Annotated in this window: 15 protein-coding genes; 7 read left to right on the top strand and 8 right to left on the bottom strand. The window is 74.4% G+C overall.

Features of this window, described 5'->3' with window-relative positions; genetic code table 11:
* Window positions 1-47 precede the first annotated feature (47 nt).
* A complete protein-coding gene (locus tag EDD39_RS26825; protein ID WP_123561034.1) occupies window positions 48-1,616 on the top strand; it encodes an FAD-dependent monooxygenase in 1,569 nt (522 codons plus the stop codon).
* Between the two features lie 184 nt (window positions 1,617-1,800).
* Here the strand turns inward: EDD39_RS26825 and EDD39_RS26820 are convergent, their stop codons facing one another.
* The 3 genes from EDD39_RS26820 to EDD39_RS26810 all read right to left on the bottom strand — a co-directional run bounded on the left by EDD39_RS26820 (window position 1,801) and on the right by EDD39_RS26810 (window position 4,330).
* Window positions 1,801-2,448: a hypothetical protein gene (locus EDD39_RS26820; RefSeq protein ID WP_123561032.1), complete on the bottom strand. Its 648-nt coding sequence runs from the start codon at window positions 2,446-2,448 to the stop codon at window positions 1,801-1,803.
* 58 nt (window positions 2,449-2,506) lie between these two features.
* Window positions 2,507-3,136 carry a hypothetical protein gene (locus EDD39_RS26815; RefSeq protein WP_123561030.1) on the bottom strand — a complete coding sequence of 210 codons (630 nt, stop codon included), beginning with the start codon at window positions 3,134-3,136 and terminating at the stop codon, window positions 2,507-2,509.
* A 147-nt stretch (window positions 3,137-3,283) separates the two neighbouring features.
* The gene (locus tag EDD39_RS26810) at window positions 3,284-4,330 is read right to left on the bottom strand and encodes a LacI family DNA-binding transcriptional regulator (RefSeq protein WP_123561028.1); all 1,047 of its coding nucleotides are present in this window, start codon (window positions 4,328-4,330) and stop codon (window positions 3,284-3,286) included.
* A 161-nt stretch (window positions 4,331-4,491) separates the two neighbouring features.
* On the opposite strand from EDD39_RS26810, the gene EDD39_RS26805 reads away from it, so the two are divergent.
* From EDD39_RS26805 to EDD39_RS26780, 6 genes are all read left to right on the top strand, one after another.
* Complete coding sequence (locus EDD39_RS26805; protein ID WP_123561026.1) at window positions 4,492-6,411, top strand: discoidin domain-containing protein; 1,920 nt, start codon at window positions 4,492-4,494, stop codon at window positions 6,409-6,411.
* 103 nt (window positions 6,412-6,514) lie between these two features.
* On the top strand, window positions 6,515-8,407 hold the full coding sequence (locus EDD39_RS26800; protein ID WP_123561024.1) for an RICIN domain-containing protein: 1,893 nt from the start codon (window positions 6,515-6,517) through the stop codon (window positions 8,405-8,407).
* Between the two features lie 480 nt (window positions 8,408-8,887).
* Window positions 8,888-10,606 carry a putative Ig domain-containing protein gene (locus tag EDD39_RS26795; protein ID WP_123561022.1) on the top strand — a complete coding sequence of 573 codons (1,719 nt, stop codon included), beginning with the start codon at window positions 8,888-8,890 and terminating at the stop codon, window positions 10,604-10,606.
* A 141-nt stretch (window positions 10,607-10,747) separates the two neighbouring features.
* Entirely contained in the window at window positions 10,748-12,169 is a 1,422-nt protein-coding gene (locus EDD39_RS26790; protein ID WP_123561020.1) for a radical SAM family protein, read from the top strand.
* Window positions 12,166-13,245, top strand: coding sequence for an aminotransferase class I/II-fold pyridoxal phosphate-dependent enzyme (locus tag EDD39_RS26785; RefSeq protein WP_123561018.1), 1,080 nt, complete (start codon window positions 12,166-12,168; stop codon window positions 13,243-13,245). Before EDD39_RS26790 ends, EDD39_RS26785 begins: the two co-directional genes overlap by 4 nt.
* Window positions 13,242-14,048 (top strand): class I SAM-dependent methyltransferase, encoded by an 807-nt coding sequence (locus EDD39_RS26780; RefSeq protein WP_123561016.1) that lies wholly within the window; start codon window positions 13,242-13,244, stop codon window positions 14,046-14,048. The genes EDD39_RS26785 and EDD39_RS26780 overlap by 4 nt, the downstream gene beginning before the upstream one ends.
* Here EDD39_RS26780 and EDD39_RS26775 read toward each other — a convergent pair.
* From EDD39_RS26775 to hppD, 5 genes are read right to left on the bottom strand one after another with little or no spacing between them, the layout of a single operon-like run.
* Entirely contained in the window at window positions 13,933-15,216 is a 1,284-nt protein-coding gene (locus EDD39_RS26775; protein ID WP_123561013.1) for a type III PLP-dependent enzyme, read from the bottom strand. The two genes, EDD39_RS26780 and EDD39_RS26775, sit on opposite strands and share 116 nt — an antisense overlap.
* A complete protein-coding gene (locus tag EDD39_RS26770) occupies window positions 15,213-16,214 on the bottom strand; it encodes an alpha-ketoacid dehydrogenase subunit beta (protein ID WP_123561012.1) in 1,002 nt (333 codons plus the stop codon). Before EDD39_RS26770 ends, EDD39_RS26775 begins: the two co-directional genes overlap by 4 nt.
* The gene (locus EDD39_RS26765) at window positions 16,211-17,257 is read right to left on the bottom strand and encodes a thiamine pyrophosphate-dependent dehydrogenase E1 component subunit alpha (RefSeq protein WP_244257312.1); all 1,047 of its coding nucleotides are present in this window, start codon (window positions 17,255-17,257) and stop codon (window positions 16,211-16,213) included. The genes EDD39_RS26770 and EDD39_RS26765 overlap by 4 nt, the downstream gene beginning before the upstream one ends.
* Window positions 17,254-18,168 carry a phytanoyl-CoA dioxygenase family protein gene (locus EDD39_RS26760; protein WP_123561010.1) on the bottom strand — a complete coding sequence of 305 codons (915 nt, stop codon included), beginning with the start codon at window positions 18,166-18,168 and terminating at the stop codon, window positions 17,254-17,256. The genes EDD39_RS26765 and EDD39_RS26760 overlap by 4 nt, the downstream gene beginning before the upstream one ends.
* Window positions 18,169-18,205: 37 nt before the next feature.
* Window positions 18,206-19,198, bottom strand: a complete 993-nt coding sequence (gene hppD, locus EDD39_RS26755) for a 4-hydroxyphenylpyruvate dioxygenase (protein ID WP_123561008.1) — start codon at window positions 19,196-19,198, stop codon at window positions 18,206-18,208.
* Between the last annotated feature and the right edge of the window lie 42 nt (window positions 19,199-19,240).

Below are 19,240 nucleotides of genomic sequence, written 5' to 3'. Positions count from 1 at the left end.
GCCGCGGCGCAGCCTGGAGGAGGGGCCGACGCCGTGAGGAGCGGGCCATGCACGAGGAGACCGTCGACGTCCTGGTGGTCGGCGCCGGGCCGGTCGGCCTGACCGCCGCCGCCGAACTGCGCCGACACGGTGTGCACTGCCGGATCCTCGACCGGGTCACCGAGCCCCCGCCGTACCCGAAGGCCGTCGGCGTCCAGCCCCGGACCTTCGAGGTCTGGGAGGCGATGGGTCTGGTCGGCCGCGCCCTCGACGCCGCGCTCCCGCTGCACGGCCAACTCACCTTCACCGACCGCGCCCCCGGCCCGCGCACCGCCCTCGACCTGCCCGCCGACGTGCCCTACCGGTTCGCCGCGCTCCCGCAGTACACCACCGAACGCCTGCTCGCCGAGCACCTGGCCGGCCTCGGCACCGAGGTCGAGCGCGGCGTCGCGCTCACCGGCCTCCGCCAGGACGAGGACCACGTCCGCGCGGTGCTCGACGACGGGCGCACCCTGGCCGCCCGGTACGTGGTCGGCTGCGACGGCGCGCACAGCACCGTCCGCAAGGCCGCCGGGATCGCCTTCGACGGCGACGCCTTCCCCGAGCAGTACATGCTCGGGGACGTCGAACTCGACTGGGACCTGCCGCCCGGCCACGTCGTCCGCGCCACCGGGGCCGACCCCGGCGACGTGCTGGTCGCCGTTCCGCTGCCCGGGCACCGCCGCTACCGGATCTCCTCCAGGACGACCGCCCCCGACGGCGCCGCACCCGGCCTCCCACACCTGCAGGCGGTCCTGGACCGGCTCGCCCCGGGACCCGTCACCGCGCACGCGCTCCGCTGGTCCTCCACCTTCCGGATCAGCCACCGGCTCGCCGCCCGCTACCGGGCCGGCCGGGTCCTGCTCGCCGGGGACGCCGCCCACATCCACCCGCCCACCGGCGCGCAGGGCATGAACACCGGCATCCAGGACGCGCACAACCTGGCCTGGAAACTCGCCCTCACCGTGCACGGCCCCGCCGCCGACACCCTGCTCGACAGCTACCACGCGGAACGCCGCCCGGTGGGGGAGGAGGTGGTCGGACGCACCGTCCGGCACGCCCGCTCGACCCCCGGCGACCTCACCGCGAACCTGCTGCGCGAGGCCCAGCTCCTGATCGCCTACCCCGACAGCCCCGTCACCGACCCCTCCTGCGACGGCGGCCGGGCCCCCGACTGCACCGGTCTGCAACGCCCCCTCACCGGCTACCCCGCCCGCCTCCACGAACTGCTGCACGGGCCCCGACCGGTGCTGCTCCTGCACGCCGGCCCCCGCACCCGGGCCGCCGACCTGAACGCCGCCGCCGACGCGGCCCGCGCCGCCGCCCACGACCGGCTCGACGTGCACGTGGTCCTCGCCGCCGACGCGGCCGCCCGCCCCGACGACCTGCGGGCGCCCTGGCTCGGCGACCCCCGCGGCACCTTCCGCCGGGCCTACGCCCCCCGGGACGGCGAGGCCCTCCTGGTCCGCCCCGACACCCACCTCGCCGCGCGCCTACCCACCCCCGCCCCGGCTCCCCTGACCACCGCCCTGCGCCGCCTCTTCGCCCCGACACCCACCTCGCCGCGCGCCTACCCACCCCCGCCCCGGCTCCCCTGACCACCGCCCTGCGCCGCCTCTTCGCCCCGCGCTGACCGCGCCGCGCCGAACTGCCGGCCCAGGGGCGGCGGCCCCGGTCGGGGCACGGGAACGGGGGGCCGATCCGACGCCGAAGGGCCCGGAAGCTCCGTAGAGGAGCTTCCGGGCCCTTCGGCGTCGGCGGGGCCGGGCCGGACCGGACCGGTCAGGCCGCGAGCAGGTGGTGCAGCAGGTCGCGGTAGGCGCGCAGGGAGAGGCGCAGGTCCTCGGTGCGGGAGGCGGCGTCCGCGGTGTCCCGGTCGCCGTCGGTCCGCCAGGCGTCGCGCAGCTCCGTGCGGCGTTCCTGCAGGCGGTCGGTCAGCACCCGCACCGTCTCGTCCAGGGCCTCGTCCGCCTCCTGCACGGCCAGGTCCGGGTCGTCCACGAAGCTGCCCACGGCGCGGTCGAGCCGACCGGTCAGCCGGGAGGCGAGTTCCGGCGGCAGGAGCAGGTCGGTCTCGTTCGCCGCGGCCGGGTTCCCGGCGGTGGAGCGCGGACGGGCGGGCTCGGCGGCCTTCGTCAGGTCGGCGGGGTGCGCGGTGCCGCCCGCGCGCTCGATGCCCGTGCGGTCGCTGCGGTCGGTGCTCGTGCGGTCGGTGCGGTCGGTGCCCGCGCGCTCGGTGCGGTCGGTGCGGGGATCGGTGCCCGCGCGGTCGGGGCGGGGGTCGGGAGCGGTGCCGGGCGCCGGGTCGAGGCCCCGCGTGGTGTCGGTGTCGGTGCCGGTGCCGGGAACGGAGACGAAGCGGCCGCGGGCGGCGCCGGAACCGGTGCCGGTGCCGTTGGCGCGGTCGGTGCTGGGGTTCTCGGTGGTCATGCTGTCCTCCTCGGGGAACGGTGGGGCGGTGGCGGAACGGCGGGAGCCCGGTCGGGGCTCAGGCGTGGCGCTCGTGCTGGGCCGGCACCCGCCGGGCGGGCGGCGTCGCGGTCTTCGCCGTGCCGCGGGCGGGGACGCGCTCCGACTCGCCTCCGGCACCGACCAGCGCGGTGAACAGCTCCCGGGCCCGGAGCAGGGCCGCGCGCTGCTCCTCGGTGGCCGAGGGCCGCCCGGTGGCGTCCGGCCGGGAGAGCGCGCGCAGCGTCCGGTAGGACTCGACGTGCTCGCCGTGGTCGACCGAGATGGTGTCGATCTGCGCGTCCACGTCCGAGTCGGGGTAGCCGCGGTCGCGGGCCACCCGGGCCAGCAGGGCCTCCGCGTTGGCCAGCGCCTGCCGGGGATCGTCGACGAAGCGCGCCTTCACCTGCGCCCACTGCTCCTCGGCCCGGGCCCGTTCGGCCGCGCTCAGCGGCGTGAGGGTCAGTTCCCGGTGCCGCTCCACCCGCTGGGCGAGCTCGCGTTCGGCCGCGGCGGTGTCGCCGTCGTGCCGGGCCACGGTGCGTTCGTACTCGGGCCCGAACCGGCGGCTCAGGCTGGGACGCTGCTGCTGGTAGCGGTGGAAGGCGAACGCGCCGAGCACCACCACCAGGGCGACCACGACGATCGCCACGATCAGACCACCGGACATCCTCTGCCTCCTGACCCGGGACCACCCGCCCGGGGCCGTCCCGCTTCGGTTCGCTCCCGGCATCGGGTGACCCGTGCGCCGCTGTCCAAACACCGCAGCTTCCTGACGGACCGTCAGGCGGGTGTCGAGTCGGGGCCCGTGCGGGTGTCAGGTCGTTCCGTTCCGCCTGTTCCGGCCGTCCGGGACCGGGCCGGTGGAGTCGCGGACGATGAGTTCGGTGGCGAGTTCGACGTGGAGGGCTTCGAGGGCGGTGCCTTCGATGAGGCGGAGGAGGAGGCTGACGGCGAGGCCGCCGAGTTCTTCGAGGGGTTGGCGGACGGTGGTGAGGGTGGGGATGGAGGTGCGGCTGAGGTAGTCGTCGTCGAAGCCGGCGATGGAGAGGTCGGTGGGGACGCGGAGGCCGCGTTCGTGGGCGGCGCGGAGGGCTCCGACGGCGGCCTTGTCGTTGAAGGCGACCAGGGCGGTGGGGGGTCGGGGGAGGTCGAGGAGGCGGGCGGCGGCGGTGTGACCCCAGTCGCTGGTGGGTTCGATGTGGGTGACGAGGTCCGGGGGGATGAGGACGCCGGCCTCGGCGAGGGCGGCGGTGTGGCCGGCGTGGCGGGAGGTGGAGGCGAGCCAGTCCTCGGGGCCGTTGATGAAGCCGATCCGGCGGTGGCCGAGGGCGACCAGGTGGGCGGTGAGGTTGCGGGCGCCGGTGAAGTGGGAGGCGGAGACGGCGGCGATGTCCCGGGGGACGGGGGTGCGGGGGTCGATGACGACGAACGGGATGTCCTGGCGGCGCAGTCGTTCGAGGGCCGGGCTGTCCTCGACGGGGAGGACGAGCAGGGCCCCGGCCAGGTCGCGGCGGCGGGCCAGCCCGGTGAGGGCCCCGTTGTGCTGGGCGGAGCTGCCCGCGCTGAGGATGAGTTCCCGGCCGTGCCGGTCGAGGGCCTCGGCGACGGCGGTGACGATGGTGCCGAAGTAGTCGGTGAGCAGGTAGGGGCAGCGGACGAAGACGGCGCCGGGCCGGGCGGTCCGCCGGGGGGCGGCGGGTTCGGGGGAGCCGAGGCGTTCCATCGCGGTGCGGACGGCGGCCCTGGTCTCCTCGGCGACGACGGCCTGCCCGGTCAGGACGCGGGAGACGGTGGCGGGGGAGACCCCGGCGGCGGCCGCGATGTCCCGGACGGTGACCCGCGTCGACTTCGGCCTACCCATGTGTTTCATCGTTTCGTTTCATGGAAGCGATCATACAGCTCCCAACTTGCAAGGGGTGCAGGAATCTTGACAGCGGGAAAGCCGGTGCCGTTTCCTGAACGCACGCAGATATGTCAGAAACGTTTCATTTTGTTTCATGAAGGCAAGGGGAGAGGAACCCGATGTACCGACGCGTGCTCGGCACCGCCACGGCCACCGCACTGGCCCTCGGCCTGATGGGCGCGGCCCCCGCATCCCCGCACCGGCCCACCGCCGGCGTCGAGGTCTGGGTCACCACCCCGGACGGCGCCGAACTGCTGCACCAGCGCCCGTCGGTGGCGTTCCAGCGGGGCGCCTTCGCCCGCACCACCATCACCGTCGACCCGGGGCAGACCTTCCAGCGGATGGACGGCTTCGGCGCCTCGATCACCGACTCCTCCGCCGCCGTCCTGAGCGGCCTGCCCCCGGCCGACCGGGACGCCGCGCTGCGCCGGCTCTTCGACCCCGCGCAGGGCATCGGCATCAGCATGGTGCGCCAGCCGATCGGCTCCTCCGACTTCACGGCCGCCGCCGCGCACTACACCTACGACGACGTCCCGGCCGGACAGAGCGACTTCGCGCTGACGCACTTCTCGATCGCCCACGACGAGCAGCAGATCCTCCCGCTGCTGCGCCGGGCCCGGCAGCTCGACCCGGAGCTGACGGTGGTGGCGACCCCGTGGAGCCCGCCCGCCTGGATGAAGACCGGCGACTCGCTGCTGGAGGGGAAGCTCAAGGACGACCCGGCGGTGTACGACGCGTACGCCCGCTACCTGGTGAAGTTCGTCCAGGCGTACGCGGCGGCCGGCGTCCCGGTCGACTACCTGACGGTGCAGAACGAGCCGCAGAACCGCAAGCCCAACGCGTACCCGGGCACCGACCTGACGGCCGAGCAGGAGGAGAAGGTGGTCGAGGCGCTCGGGCCGCTGCTGAAGAAGGCCAGCCCGCGCACGAGGATCCTCGGCTACGACCACAACTGGGCCACCCACCCCGACGACGTGAAGAACACCCCGCCCGGCGAGGACCCGGAGACCGACTACCCGTACCGGCTGCTGGACAGCGACGCCGCCAAGTGGCTGGCCGGGACGGCCTACCACTGCTACTCGGGCGACCCGTCCGCGCAGAGCGCGCTGCACGACGCGCACCCCGACAAGGGCATCTGGTTCACCGAGTGCTCCGGCTCGCACGGGCCCACCGACACCGCCGAGCAGACCTTCCGGGGCACGCTCACCTGGCACGCCCGGAACCTGACCGTCGGCGCGACCCGCAACTGGGCCAGGTCCGTGCTCAACTGGAACATCGCGCTGGACGAGCACGACGGCCCGCACAACGGCGGCTGCGGCACCTGCACCGCGCTGCTGACCGTGCACGACGACCACAGCGTGACCACCGGCGCCGAGTACTACACGATCGGCCACCTGTCGAAGTTCGTCCGCCCCGGCGCCGTCCGGATCGCCAGCACCAGCTTCGGCACGCCGGGCTGGAACGGGCAGCTGACCGACGTCGCGTTCACCGACCCGGACGGTTCGACCGTGCTGGTGGTGCACAACGAGAACGACGCGCCGCGCGACTTCGCGGTCGCGGTCGGCGGGCAGAGCTTCGCGTACACGCTGCCCGGCGGCGCGCTGGCCACCTTCCGCTGGCCCAAGTCCGGTGCGCCGAAGCCGGACCGGCGCGAAGTCCCGCTCACCGGCGCCACCGCCACCGCCCGGCCGGCCGCCGCCGACGCCCGCGCGGCGATCGACGCGGACGGCTCCACCCGGTGGTCCGGCGGAACGGCCCAGACCCCCGGCCAGTACCTGCAGCTCGACCTCGGGCGGCGCACCGCCTTCGACCGGATCGCCCTGGACAGCGGCGACAACCTCGGTGACTACGCCCGGAGTTGGAAGATCGAGGCGAGCAACGACGGCACCCGCTGGCACCCTCTGGCGGACGGGCCCGGCACCGGCCAGCTGACCACCGTCGACCTGCCGCGCGACACCCGCGCCCGCTACCTGCGGATCACCGGCACCGCCACCGCCCCCAACTGGTGGAGCCTCGCGGACGTCCGCCTCTACCGCTGAACCGCCCCCGCCCGGCGGTGCGCGCGCAGCCCCCGACCCTCCGCGCGCACCGCCCCCCGCACCCCCGCCCCCACCGCAGGACCCCCACCCGAGGAGCCGCCCCATGCACGGACCGCACCGCTCCGCCCGCGCCGCCGTGGCGCTCGCCCTGGCCGCCGCCGGCCTGGCCACCGTCGGCGGGACGGCCGCCCGGGCCGCCGACACCACCGCCCAGGTCTGGATCACCACCGCCGACGGCAGCAGCCGGCTGGCCCAGGCCGCGCCCGTCGCGTTCTCCGCCACCTCCCCGCAGGCCCAGGACATCTCGATCAACGCGGCCGACGTGCAGCAGCCGCTGGTCGGCTTCGGCGCCGCGTTCACCGAGTCCTCCGCGCACCTGGTGGCGGGCCTGTCGGCCACCACCCGGGCCGCCCTGATGAACGACCTGTTCTCCACCGCGGGCGGCGGCATCGGCCTGAACTACCTGCGCCAGCCGCTCGGCGCCTCCGACTTCGTCTCCCACCTGCCGTTCTACTCGTACGAGGACACCAGGGGAGCGTTCTCGATCGCCCGCGACCAGCAGGAGATCCTGCCCGCGATCACCCAGGCCCGCGCGGTCAACCCGAACATCCGGATCATGGGCACCCCGTGGTCGCCGCCCGCCTGGATGAAGACCTCGAACTCGCTGAACGGCGGCAGCCTGAAGCCGGAGAACTACGGCGACTTCGCCGACTACCTGGTCAAGGCGGTCCAGGCGTACGGCGCGGCCGGTGCCCCGATCAGCGACCTGACGGTGGCCAACGAGCCGAAGTTCCAGACCACTTACCCCTCCACCGGGATGACGTCCGCCCAGCAGGCCGACTTCGTCAAGGTGTTGGACGCGAAGCTGACCGCGGCCGGTCTGCCCACCGAGCTCTACGCGTACGACCACAACTGGGACGACACCGCCTTCCCGCTGGGCGTGCTCTCCCAGGACGCCTCGGTGGCCCGGCTCAAGGGCGCCGCGTTCCACTGCTACGGCGGGCAGCCGGAGGCCGAGCAGCAGGTGGCGGCCACCGGAAAGGCGGTGTTCTTCACCGAGTGCACCGGCACCGACTCGGCGACCCCCGCGCAGACCTTCGCCAACACCCTGAAGTGGCAGACCGAGAACCTGGTCATCCGCAACCTGCGCAGCGGCGGCCGCACCGCCGTGCTGTGGAACGTCGCGCTGGACGCCAACGGCGGCCCGCAGTACGGCAACTGCTCCACCACCTGCAACGGCGTGCTGGAGGTCAGCGGCGGCACGTACCGCAAGAACGCCGAGTACTACGTGCTCGGGCACGTCTCCAAGTTCGTCCGGCCGGGCGCCCACCGGATCGGCTCCACCAGCCAGGGCAGCGGCGGCCTGCAGGACGTCGCCTTCCTGAACCCGGACGGCTCGCGCGGCGCCGTGGTGCTCAACGCCACCGGCGGCTCCCAGCACTTCTCGATCAGCGACGGCGGCCGCTCCCTGGTCTACGACCTCCCGGCCGGCGCGGTCGCCACCTTCAGCTGGCCCGGCGCGCCCACCGGCGGCGGCGGCACGGGCGGCACGGTCGACAGCGCGGCCTGGTACGCGCTGGCCAACGCCAACTCCGGCAAGTGCGTGGACGCCACCGGCTGGGGCACCGCCAACGGCACCGCCGTCCAGCAGTGGGCCTGCGGCACCGGCGCCAACCAGCAGTGGCAGTTCACCCCCACCGACAGCGGCTACTACCGGGTCACCAACCGCAACGCCGCCGCGGCCGCCCAGGTGCTGGACGTCACCGGGGCGGCCACCGCCGACGGGGCCGAGCTCCAGACCTGGCAGTGGTCCGGCGGCGCGAACCAGCAGTTCAAGCCGGTCCGGCAGGCCGACGGCAGCTGGACGCTGGTCAACCGCAACAGCGGCAAGTGCCTGGACGTCACCGACGTCTCCACCGCCGACGGCGCCCGCCTCCAGCAGTGGGCCTGCACCGGCGGCCCGGCCCAGTCCTTCCGCCTCACCGCGGCCGGCTGACCCGGCCGCTCCCCGAGCCCCTGTCCGGCCGATCTTGCCGGGCGCACGACGCCGGGCATCCCGCCTGGAAGCACCGGCCCAACACCCAAGTACATCCAGTACGAGGGCGTCGGGCCGGCACTCCCAGCCGGGCGCCCACCGCCGCGCGCCGATCCGACAAGACCGACCGGACAGGGCCTAGCCGGGGCGGACGGTTGGTGGACCGGCCGCCCCAGGAGTGCCCGTCGCAGGTGTGCCTGAGCACCCGCGGCGGGCACTCCGCCGTCCGCGCCCCGTCGCTCCGGGACGTGTTGATTCCGCGTCAGCTGACACCGCGCCGACTCGACGTGTTCCGTTCAAGCTCCGATTACCCCACCATGGGACGGTGTCCCGCGCACCTACGCGCGTAGCACCCGGGTGCACCGGCACCTGCACGTGTGGTGCCTACGCGCGTAGTGCACCCCAGTGACGCCCCCAACCACGGTACGAGGAGATCAACAGATGATCAGGGCTTCGAAGGCCGCCCGTCCGGCCGCCCTCGCCGCGACCGGCCTGGTGCTCGCCGCCATGGCCGCGACCGTCCCGTCGCCCGGCGCGGCCGCGGCGACCACCGCCACCGCGGCCGCCGCCACCCCCAAGCGGGTGCTGTTCGACAACACCAAGGGCGAGACCGCCGGCAACGCGGACTGGATCATCTCCACCAGCCAGCCCGACCCGCTCGCCCAGAACGCCAACCCCGGCACCGAGACCTCCTGGACCGGCGCCATCTCCGCCTGGGGCGTCGCCCTGCAGAAGACCGGAAACTACAGCCTCAAGATCCTCCCGGCCGGCAACACCATCACCTACGGCACCGGCGGCGCGCTCGACCTCGCCAACTTCGACGAGTTCGTGCTGCCCGAGCCCAACATCCGGCTCAGCGACGCCGAGAAGACCGCCGTGATGAAGTTCGTCCAGAACGGCGGCGGCCTGTTCCTGATCTCCGACCACACCCAGAGCGACCGCAACAACGACGGCTGGGACTCCCCGGCCGTCATCAACGACCTGCTCACCACCAACAGCGTCGACAGCACCGACCCGTTCGGCTTCTCCGTCGACCTGCTGAACATCACCACCGACAACCCGCGCGCCATCACCGACAGCACCGACCCGGTGCTCAACGGCCCGTTCGGGAAGGTCACCGGCTCGATCATCCGCAACGGCACCACCTTCACCCTCAAGCCCGCCGACAACCCCGACGTCAAGGGCCTGCTCTACCGCACCGGCTACAGCGGCAGCACCGGCGCCGCCTTCGCCACCTCCGCCTTCGGCAGCGGCCGGGTCGCCATCTGGGGCGACTCCTCGCCGATCGACGACGGCACCGGCCAGTCCGGCAACACCCTCTACAACGGCTGGGACGACCCGGCCGGCACCGACGCCGCCCTCGCCCTGAACGCCACCGCTTGGCTCGCCCAGGGCAGCGGCGGCGGCACCACCGGCAGCGTCTCGCTCACCAACCCCGGCACCCGCACCGCCACCGCCGGCACCGCCACCAGCCTGCAGCTCGCCGCCACCGACACCGCCGGCGGCACCCTCGCCTACTCGGCCACCGGCCTGCCCGCCGGACTGACCGTCAACGCCACCACCGGCCTGATCAGCGGCACCCCGACCACCGCGGGCAGCTACAGCGTCACCGCCAAGGCCACCGACTCCACCGGCCCGTCCGCCACCGCCGCCTTCACCTGGACGGTCAACCCGGCCGGCGGCGGCACCGGCTGCACCGCCGCCCAGCTGATCACCAACCCCGGCTTCGAGACCGGCTCCACCTCCGGCTGGACCGAGACCAACAGCGGCGGCAGCAGCACCATCAACTCCAGCTCCAGCGAGCCCGCCCACAGCGGCAGCTACGACGCCTGGCTCGACGGCTACGGCGCCGCCAACACCGACACCCTCGCCCAGACCGTCACCCTCCCCGCGGGCTGCAGCAGTTACAACCTCAGCTTCTGGCTGCACATCGACAGCGCCTCCTCCGCCACCACGGTCTTCGACACCCTCACCGTCACCGCCAACGGCACCACCGTGGCCGGCTACAACAACACCGACGCGGCCGCCGGCTACCAGCGGCGCACCGTCAACCTGGCCGCCTACGCGGGCCGGAGCGTGACGCTGAAGTTCACCGGCACCGAGGACTACACCAAGCAGACCTCGTTCGTGCTGGACGACGTCAACGTCAACGTCTCCTGACGTCCGGCCGGAACCCGGCACCCGCCGCGGGCGCCCGCAACGGCGCCCGCGGCAGGCTCGGCGGACGCGGCGGGCCCGGCGGCCGCGCAGGCAGGAAAAACGCCGTTCCCCGGGCGGCGCGGTCGGAGGCATGATGGCGGGATGAACCGCACCGACCAGCGCTTCCACGTCATCGTGCTGTCGAACTTCGCCCGGGGATTCGACAAGTACGCGCTCGCCTACGGCAAGGCCGGCATCCCGGAGAGCACCTTCCCGGACCGGTTCCACCTGCTGACCCGCGCGGAACTGGGCATCGGCACCGCCAAGGCGGGCCGCCTGCTGGAGCGGCTGGCGATACCGGGCGACCGGCTGCTGGTGCTGGAGACCGAGGTCGACCCCGCCGAGCTGCGGCCCAACACCGCCACCGGCCTCGGCGCGGAACTGCACCGGGACCGGATCCGGCTGGCGGCCGTCCACGAGCCCGCCGCCGAGCCGGACGGGCGGATCACCCTGCGCCCGACCACCGTCGAGGACGCGATGGCCGCCTCGCTGCGGCTCAACCCCGACCTGGCCGCCTACGCCGACCTGCGGCCGCGCTCGGTCTCGGTCCTGCCGGTGGCCGCCGCCTGCCAGGCCAAGTGCGCGTTCTGCTTCTCCGCCGCCTCCATCTCCAGCGACCAGCCGCCCGCCCGGGTCCCGTGGGACACCGTCACCGCCTGGCTGGAACACGGCCGCACGGCGGGCGCCGAACGGGCCGTGATCACCGGCGGCGGCGAACCCACCCTGCTCCCGTTCGACCAGCAGCTGCGCCTGGTCGCCGCCTGCGCCGCCGCCTTCCCCAAGACCGTCCTGATCAGCAACGCGCACACCCTGGCCAAGCTCGCCCCCGCCGAACGGGCCGACCGGCTGGCCGGGTTGGCCGCCGCCGGACTGAGCGTGCTGGCCGTCTCCCGGCACCACCAGGACGACGACGCCAGCGAGCGGCTGATGACGCTGCGCACCCCGGTCGCCGAGGTCGCCGACACCTGGCGCGCGGGCCGCGACCGCTGGCCCGGACTGCGGCTGCGGCTGATCTGCGTGCTCCAGCACGGCGGCGTCGCCGACCAGGAGGGCGTCGGCGCCTACCTGTCCTGGGCCGTCGCCCACGGCGTGGAGGAGGTCTGCTTCAAGGAGCTCTACGTCTCCACCAGCACCGAATCGCTCTACCACGACCACGCCGCCAACCGCTGGAGCCGCGACCACCAGGTCTCGCTCTCCGTCGTCACCGGCTTCGCCGAACGGCACGGCTTCACCGAGACCAGCAGCCTGCCCTGGGGCGCCCCGGTCTTCGACGGCAGCTGGGACGGCCGCCCGCTGCGGATCGCCGCCTACACCGAACCCAGCCTGCTCTGGGAACGCACCCACGGCGTCGCCCGCAGCTGGAACGTCCTGGCCGACGGCCGCTGCTACGCCTCCCTGGAGGACCGGGCCAGCGAGATCCTCCGGCCCGGGGCCCTCCCGGTGACGGCCCTCCCGGTGACGGCCCTCCCGGTGACGGGCCGCCCGGCGACGGCCCGCCCCGCTGAGGAAGGCGCACCGGCATGAGGTTCGACGAGTTCCAGGCGTACCGGCAGCAGCAGCTCGCCGCCGACCCGTCCCTGCTGGACGCCGCCGAGACCAACGTCTACCGGGCCCTCGCCCCGCTGCGCCCCGCACCGCCGACCGGCGACGGCGACGGCCCGGTGTACCGGTGCGACCTGGCCCGCGCCTGGCTGCGCCGCTACGACCTGCCCGAGGCGTGGTCGCGCCGCGCCATGGTCGGCCGCGGCGTCCGGCACGGCCTCGCACTGCTGTTCCGGCACCTGCGCGCCACCGGCGCCCGGCTCTGGCTGCCCGCCGACGTGTACCCGGTCTACTTCGACCTGGCCCGCGCCGCCGGCCTCGACCCCGGCAGCTACCCGACCCTGCCCGCCCCCGACCTGCCGTCGGACCCGCCGGACGGCGAACGCCCCGAGTACCTGCTGCTGGCCAACCCCAGCAAGCCGCTCGGCCGCCACCTCACCGACGCCGAGTGCGCCGCGCTGACCGGCTGGCTGGAGCGCTCCGCGCACCGCCGCCTGCTGATCGACGCCGTCTACGACCTGGACACCCCGTTCGCCCCCGGCACCCGGCGGCTGCTGGAGACCGGCCGGGCCGTCCTGCTGCACTCGGTCACCAAGGGCTGGCTGCACCCCCGCAGCTTCGGCATCGTCCTGCTCGGTCCGGACGACACCGCCGCGGCCGAAGCCTTCCGGGGCGACCCGCCCGCGCAGCAGCAACTCCGGCTCGCCGAAAGCCTGCTGGCCGACCACCCGGACACCCCGCGGCAGGTCGCCGCCGCGCTGGCCGACCGCGCCGAACGGCTCTTCGCCCGCCTCCCGGCCGAGGTCCGCGCGGCCGTTCCGGCCGCCGCCCGCACCAGCCCGGGCAACTACTTCTTCCCGGTCGGCATCCCGGCCCCGGCCCTGCTGGCCGAGCACGGCCTGCTCGCCGTCCCCGCCACCGCGTTCGGCGCGAGCACCTGGCCCGGCTCCGTGCTGACCAGCCTGGCCGCCCCGTTCGCCCCGACCGCTCCGTCCGCTCCGGCCGCCCCGACTGCTCCGTCCGCTCCGACTGTTTCGACCGTGGAGGCCGCCCGATGAAACCCCTCCAGGACCTGGCCGTCTACGACGACGCCGACTTCTACGACCGGGAGTTCGCCACCCGCACCCACGACATCCCGTTCTTCCTCGACCAGGCCGTCCGGGCCGGCGGCCCGGTGCTGGAGGTCGCCTGCGGCACCGGCCGGATCACCCTGCCGATCGCCCGGGCCGGCGTCGACGTCACCGGCCTCGACGTGACGCCCTCGATGCTGGCCCGGGCCCGCCGCCGCTCCGCCGACGAGCACCTGCCCGTCCAGTGGCTCGAACAGGACTGCCGGGCGATCCGCACCGACCGCCGCTACGCCCTGGTCTTCTCCGCCACCAACGCCATGCAGCACCTGCACGACCTGGACTCGGTGCTCGCCTTCCTCACCTCGGCCCGGGACGCGCTGCGCCCGGACGGCACGCTGGTGCTGGACGTCTTCAACCCCTCCCCGGCCAAGCTGGCCCGCCGCCCCGACGCGCCCTACCGGCACAAGTCGGTCACCGACCTGGACGGCACCGAGCTGGAGGTGCGCGCGGCCACCGGCTACGACGCCGCCACCCAGGTGCTCCACTTCACCCTCGACTACCTGCGCGAGGGCGCCACCGTCCGGACCAAGAAGGTCAGCATGCGCTGCTTCTTCCCGAGGAGCTGCTCGCGCTGTGCCGCCTGGCCGGCCTCGACGTCCGGCACCGCTACGGGGACTACGACTCCTCCCCGTTCACCGCCGACTCGCCCAAGCAGATCCTGCTCTGCCGTCCCGCCGGCTGAGCGTCACCGGCCGGGAGCACCGTGTACGGCAGCGGGTCGAAGCCGTTGAAGCCCTGGGTGAGGTAGCTGACCGCGTACGCGCCGGTGGAGAGGATCCACACCGGGTCGCCGGAGGCCACCGCCCGGGGCACCGGCACCAGGCCGGACACCTCCCCGTGCGGGAAGGTGTCGTCGCTGTCGCAGGTCGGGCCCGCCACCACGGCGGGCACGCGCTCCGGGCCCGGGGCGCCGGCCTGCTCCGGGTGGGTCGGGAAGAGCAGCCGGTACTGCACCTGGTCCATCTCGTACAGCCCGTTGAACTTCCCGCAGCTCAGGTAGAGCCAGTTCTCCTGCCCGCCGTCCGGCTGCCGGCGGGAGGTCAGCCGGTAGACGTGGGCCCGGATCGCGCCCTGGTCGGCGACCAGGTGGCGGCCGGGTTCCAGGACGAAGTCCAGCTCGCCGCCGTGCAGGTGGCGCAGCTCGTCGACGCCCTGCCGGACGGCCCGGAAGATCTCGTCGAGCGGCGGGTCGAGGGCGGTGCCGTGCCGGTCGGTGTAGCCGAGGGCGGGTAGGCCGCCGCCGAGGTTGACGTGGTCGAGCCGGATGCCGAGGCGGCCGAGCTCGGCCATGACGTCGCCGAGCAGCTCGAAGGCCGCCGTCCACGCCTTGGCGGTCAGCTGCTGCGAGCCGACGTGCACCGAGAGCCCGGCGGGGGACAGCCCGGCGTCCCGGGCGGCGGTCAGCACCCGGACGGCGTCCGCCGCCGAGCAGCCGAACTTGCGGCTCAGGCCCCAGAGCGCGCCCTCGCCACTGGTGGCGAGCCGGCAGAACACCCGTGAGCCGGGGGCGTGTTCGGCGATCGCGGCGACGTCCGGGAGGCTGTCGGTGGCGAAGTCCCGGATGCCCAGGCGGTACGCCTCGGCGATGCCCCGGTCCGACTTGACGGTGTTGCCGTAGTGCACCCGGTCGACCGGGACGCCGGTGCGCAGCGCCTGGGCGATCTCGTGCGGGCTGGCGGCGTCGAAGCCGGCGCCGAGCGCGGCCAGGTGGGCCAGCACCTCGTCCACCGGGCAGGCCTTCATGGCGAACCGGACGGCGACGCCCGGCAGTTCGTCCCGCAGCGCGGTGTAGCGGTCGGCGATCCCGGCCAGGTCGTAGAAGATCCGGTCGTCGGTGGCCGCGGCCAGGGCGGAGCGCAGCGCGGGGGTGAGGGCGCCGGTCTCGGCGGGCCGGTTCACCGGGCCGGGTCCTCGTCGCGCGGCGGGAGGTGGAGCTGATGCTTCGTCACCTGGCGTATGGCGTACCGGAGTTGGTCGCGGTGCGGTTGCAGGGCGCGGTCCAGCGCGGGGGCGAACGGCAGTACGGTGCCGTCCGGCCGGGTGATCCGCCGGGGCGGGGCGAGCAGGCGCATCTCCTCGGCGGCGGTGGCGAGGATCTCGGCGCCGATGCCGCAGCTGCGGTTGGAGTCGTCGATGACGACCAGCCGACCGGTGCGCTCCAGCGAGGCGGCCAGCGCGGTCCAGTCGAAGGGGTGCAGGGTGCGCGGGTCGAACACCTCGACCGAGACCTCGGGGGCGAGTTCCTCGGCGACGGCCAGCGCGTCGTGCACCAGGTGGCCGACGGCGACCACGGTGACGTCGGTGCCTTCGCGGTGGATCCGGGCCGAGCCGAGCGGGATCGGCGCCAGCTCCCAGGTGACGGTCTCCCGCACCGGCAGGGCGGCGGCCGGGGCGAACACCACCACCGGGTCCGGGTCGGCGATCGCCGAGCGCAGCAGCCCGTAGGCGTCGGTGGGGGTGGCCGGGACGACGGTCTTCACCCCGGCGTGCGCGAACAGGCCGTACGGGTGGTCGGAGTGCTGCCCGGCCCAGCCGTCCCGGGAGCCGGAGCCCGGTACCAGGCAGGTCAGCGGGACACTGGCCTGGCCGCCGGTCATCAGCGAGAACTTGTGGGCCTGGTTGACGAGTTGCTCGAAGACCAGGAACAGCAGCGAGGAGATCTGGAACTCGATCACCGGCCGCCGCCCGGTCAGTGCGGCGCCGATCGCCATCGAGGTGAACGCCTGCTCGGAGAGCGGGGTGTCGACGATCCGGCCGGGGCCGAACCGGTCCAGCAGGTTGAGGGTGGGGCCGGCCAGGCCGGCGCCGATGTCCTCGCCGAACACGCAGACCGCCGGGTCGGCGGCGAGCGCGTCGGTGAGCGCCCGGTTGAGCGCCTTGGTGTAGGAGAGCCTCATGCCGACGCCCCCGCCCTGGGGCGCAGCCCGTCCGCGTACAGGTGGTCCAACGCGCCTTCCGGCGAAGGGTGTTCGGAGCCGAGCGCGAACTCCCGTGCGGCGTCCAGCTGGTGGACGACCGAGGTGTCCAGCTGCCCGGCCAGGCCGGGCGGCAGGAGGGCGGCGGCGCGCGGCAGCGGGTCGAGGGTGCGCCAGTCGGCGACCTCCTCGGGGGTGCGGTAGCGCAGTCTCATCAGCCGTTCCATGGTGTGGTGGCCCTCGAAGCGGTAGGTGCGGCACTCGAGGAAGCCGGGGCCGCCGCCGCCCGCCGCCCGCTCGACGGCCTCGGCGGCCGCCGCGCGGACGGCCTCGGTGTCCATCCCGTCCACCTCGGCGGCGGGGATCCCGAAGGCGGCGGCCCGGCCGGTGGCGCTGCCGGCGACCGCGGTGGCGGCCGGCAGCGTGGTGGCGTAGCCGTTGTTCTCGCAGACGAACAGCACCGGCAGCCGCCACATCGCGGCCAGGTTGAAGGACTCCAGCAGGACGCCCTGGTTGAGCGCGCCGTCGCCGAAGAACGCGACGGCGACCCGGTCCTCGCCGGCCTGCCGGGCGGCCCAGGCGGCGCCGACCGCGATCGCGCCGCCCGCGCCGACCATGCCGTTGGCGCCCAGGATGCCGAGCGAGAAGTCCGCGGCGTGCATCGAGCCGCCCCGGCCCCGGTTCAACCCGCCCGTGCGGCCCAGGAGTTCGGCCAGCAGCCGGTCCGGGGCCGCGCCCTTGGCGAGCACGTGGCCGTGGCCCCGGTGGGTGGAGGTGATCCGGTCCTGCGGGCGCAGCGCGGCGCAGACGCCGACCGCCACCGCCTCCTGCCCGATGTAGGGGTGGATGCCGCCGGTGATCTCCTTGGACCTCACCAGGCCGAGGGCGAGCTCCTCGAAGCCGCGGATCAGCCGCAGCATCCGGTAGCGCCCGGCGGGGGTACCCAGGTCGGCGGGCGTGCCCGGGGCCGCGGGCGTGTCCGGGCCGACGGCGGTGTCCGGGGCGGCCGGGTCGTGCTGGGTCACCGGGATCCCCGCCAGATCACCGGGCAGATCTCGGGGTCGGCGTAGTCGGGGCGGCCGTCGGCGGTGCGGCGGACCAGCACGTCGTGGTTGTAGGAGGCGGCGGTGCCGTCCGGGCGGGTGGCGTGCCGGTACTCGTTGGCGCCGTCCTGGAGGTGCAGCGAGACCGCCCGGCGCGGGAAGTCGGCCAGGTTGGCGCCGCTGCCGTGGTAGGTGCGGCAGTGGTGGAAGCTGACGTGCCCCTTCGGGATGACCACCGGGACCTTGCGGACCTCGGCGCCGTTGTGGGCGGCGTTGGCGGCGAGGATCGACTCCAGTTCGGAGCGGTCGCGCCGGGCGAAGTGCCGGGTGGCGTCCTCCCGGGAGGGGAGCTCCTGCCAGCGGTTGCTGCCGTCGACCATGGTGATGGTGCCGTTCTCCACCCCGCAGTCGTGGAACGGGATGAAGGCGGTCAGCATGTCCTCCGAGGTGGAGGTGTGCCAGTAGTGCTTGTCGAAGTGCCACGGCACCTGGTTGGAGGGCTCGCCGGGCACCGGCGGCTTGAGGATCAGGGTCGACTGGAAGATCCGGATCTCCTCGGCCCCGGCGAGCACCGCGGCCACGGCGCCGACCAGCGGCTTGCGCAGGATCGCGGCGATCGCGTCGCTCTCGTGGTGCACGTAGTCGTTGTGCCGCTGGACCGGCCCGTGCGCGGGCTCCCAGGCGGCCAGGTTCGGCGGCCGGACGGCGAGGGTGCGGTCGCGGTGGCCCTCGTAGTAGGCGTCGGTGGCGGCCTGGAGGGCGTCGATCTCCCGGTCGGTGAACAGCTTCCCGGAGAGGTACCAGCCGTGCTCGCGGTAGCCGGCCACCTCCTCGGGGGTGGGCAGCAGGGCGGTCTCGGCCGCGGTCAGCTCGAACTCGGTCACGGTGGTCACGGGGCGTGCCTCCTCGGAGGGGTGGTCGGGGGCGGGGTCAGGCGGAGGCGGTGGCGCGCTGGCGCTCGACGGCCTCGTACAGGGCCTTGATGTTGGCGGTGCCGAAGGTGCCCGCGCCCTGGCGCTCGATCAGCTCCAGGAAGAAGGTCCGCCGGGGGTGGGTCGAGCGGGCGAAGATCTGGAACAGCTGGCCGCCGTGGTCCTGGTCGACCAGCACGTCCAGCTCGCGCAGCGTCCCCACCGGGATCGCGGTGCCGCCGAGCCGCTCGGCCAGGCCGTCGTAGTAGGTGCCGGGGGTGGTGAGGAACTCGACGCCGTGCGCGCGGGCGGTGCGGACGGCGGTGGCGATGTCGCCGGTGCGCAGCGCCAGGTGCTGGACGCCCGCGCCGTCGTGGTCGGCGAGGAAGGTGTCGATCTGGCCGGGCCGGCGGCCGGTGTCCGGCTCGATCAGGGTGAAGGTGACGTCCCCGGAGGGGCTCTGCACCACGCTGGAGTCCATCGCCTGCTCGCCGACCTCGATGTACTCGCCGAAGATCAGCTGCATGCCGAGCGCGGCCTCGCAGAACCGGACGGACGCGGCGAGCTGCCCGGCGGGCACGCAGATCGCGACGTGGTCGAGGGCGTCCAGCAGTTCGCCGCCGACCGGGCCCGGGGCGCCGTCCGGCAGCGGGACGAACCGCAGCGCGGTGTCGCCGAACCCGGCGACCAGGGCGCCGTCCCGGTCCAGCACCTCGGCGCCGTGCCGTTCGGCCCGTTCCAGGGCGTCCTGCGGGTCGGTGCAGCCGAGCGCGAGCACGGCGACGCCCTCGCCGTGCCGTTCGACGTAGCGGGCCACCGGGTGGTCGGTGTTCTCGCTGGAGTGCAGCCGCAGCCGGATGCTGCCCTGGTGCAGGTGGACGGACCGCACCCCGGGCTTCCACACCGGCTGCTCGGCGTCGCGCCGGAAGCCGAAGCCGCGCTGGAGTTCGGTGGCGGTCCGCGCGGCGTCCGCGCAGTGGTACTCGACGTGGGTGATCGTCTGGATCGACAAGACGGGGCTCCTGAGGGGGAGTCGGAGGCGGAGGGAGCGGGC

This window comes from Kitasatospora cineracea (assembly GCF_003751605.1).
Classification (GTDB): domain Bacteria; phylum Actinomycetota; class Actinomycetes; order Streptomycetales; family Streptomycetaceae; genus Kitasatospora; species Kitasatospora cineracea.
The sequence above is the reverse complement of the archived record's forward strand: the minus strand, read 5'-3'. Positions and strand labels throughout refer to the sequence as shown.

Bases quoted from the DNA above. Each gene is read 5' to 3' on its own strand.
- EDD39_RS26820 (WP_123561032.1), bottom strand. From the start codon at position 2,448: ATGACCACCGAGAACCCCAGCACCGACCGCGCCAACGGCACCGGCACC.
- EDD39_RS26770 (WP_123561012.1), bottom strand. From the start codon at position 16,214: ATGAGGCTCTCCTACACCAAGGCGCTCAACCGGGCGCTCACCGACGCG.
- EDD39_RS26815 (WP_123561030.1), bottom strand. From the start codon at position 3,136: ATGTCCGGTGGTCTGATCGTGGCGATCGTCGTGGTCGCCCTGGTGGTG.
- EDD39_RS26805 (WP_123561026.1), top strand. From the start codon at position 4,492: ATGTACCGACGCGTGCTCGGCACCGCCACGGCCACCGCACTGGCCCTC.
- EDD39_RS26825 (WP_123561034.1), top strand. From the start codon at position 48: ATGCACGAGGAGACCGTCGACGTCCTGGTGGTCGGCGCCGGGCCGGTC.
- EDD39_RS26795 (WP_123561022.1), top strand. From the start codon at position 8,888: ATGATCAGGGCTTCGAAGGCCGCCCGTCCGGCCGCCCTCGCCGCGACC.
- EDD39_RS26780 (WP_123561016.1), top strand. From the start codon at position 13,242: ATGAAACCCCTCCAGGACCTGGCCGTCTACGACGACGCCGACTTCTAC.
- EDD39_RS26790 (WP_123561020.1), top strand. From the start codon at position 10,748: ATGAACCGCACCGACCAGCGCTTCCACGTCATCGTGCTGTCGAACTTC.
- EDD39_RS26785 (WP_123561018.1), top strand. From the start codon at position 12,166: ATGAGGTTCGACGAGTTCCAGGCGTACCGGCAGCAGCAGCTCGCCGCC.
- EDD39_RS26800 (WP_123561024.1), top strand. From the start codon at position 6,515: ATGCACGGACCGCACCGCTCCGCCCGCGCCGCCGTGGCGCTCGCCCTG.
- EDD39_RS26810 (WP_123561028.1), bottom strand. From the start codon at position 4,330: ATGGGTAGGCCGAAGTCGACGCGGGTCACCGTCCGGGACATCGCGGCC.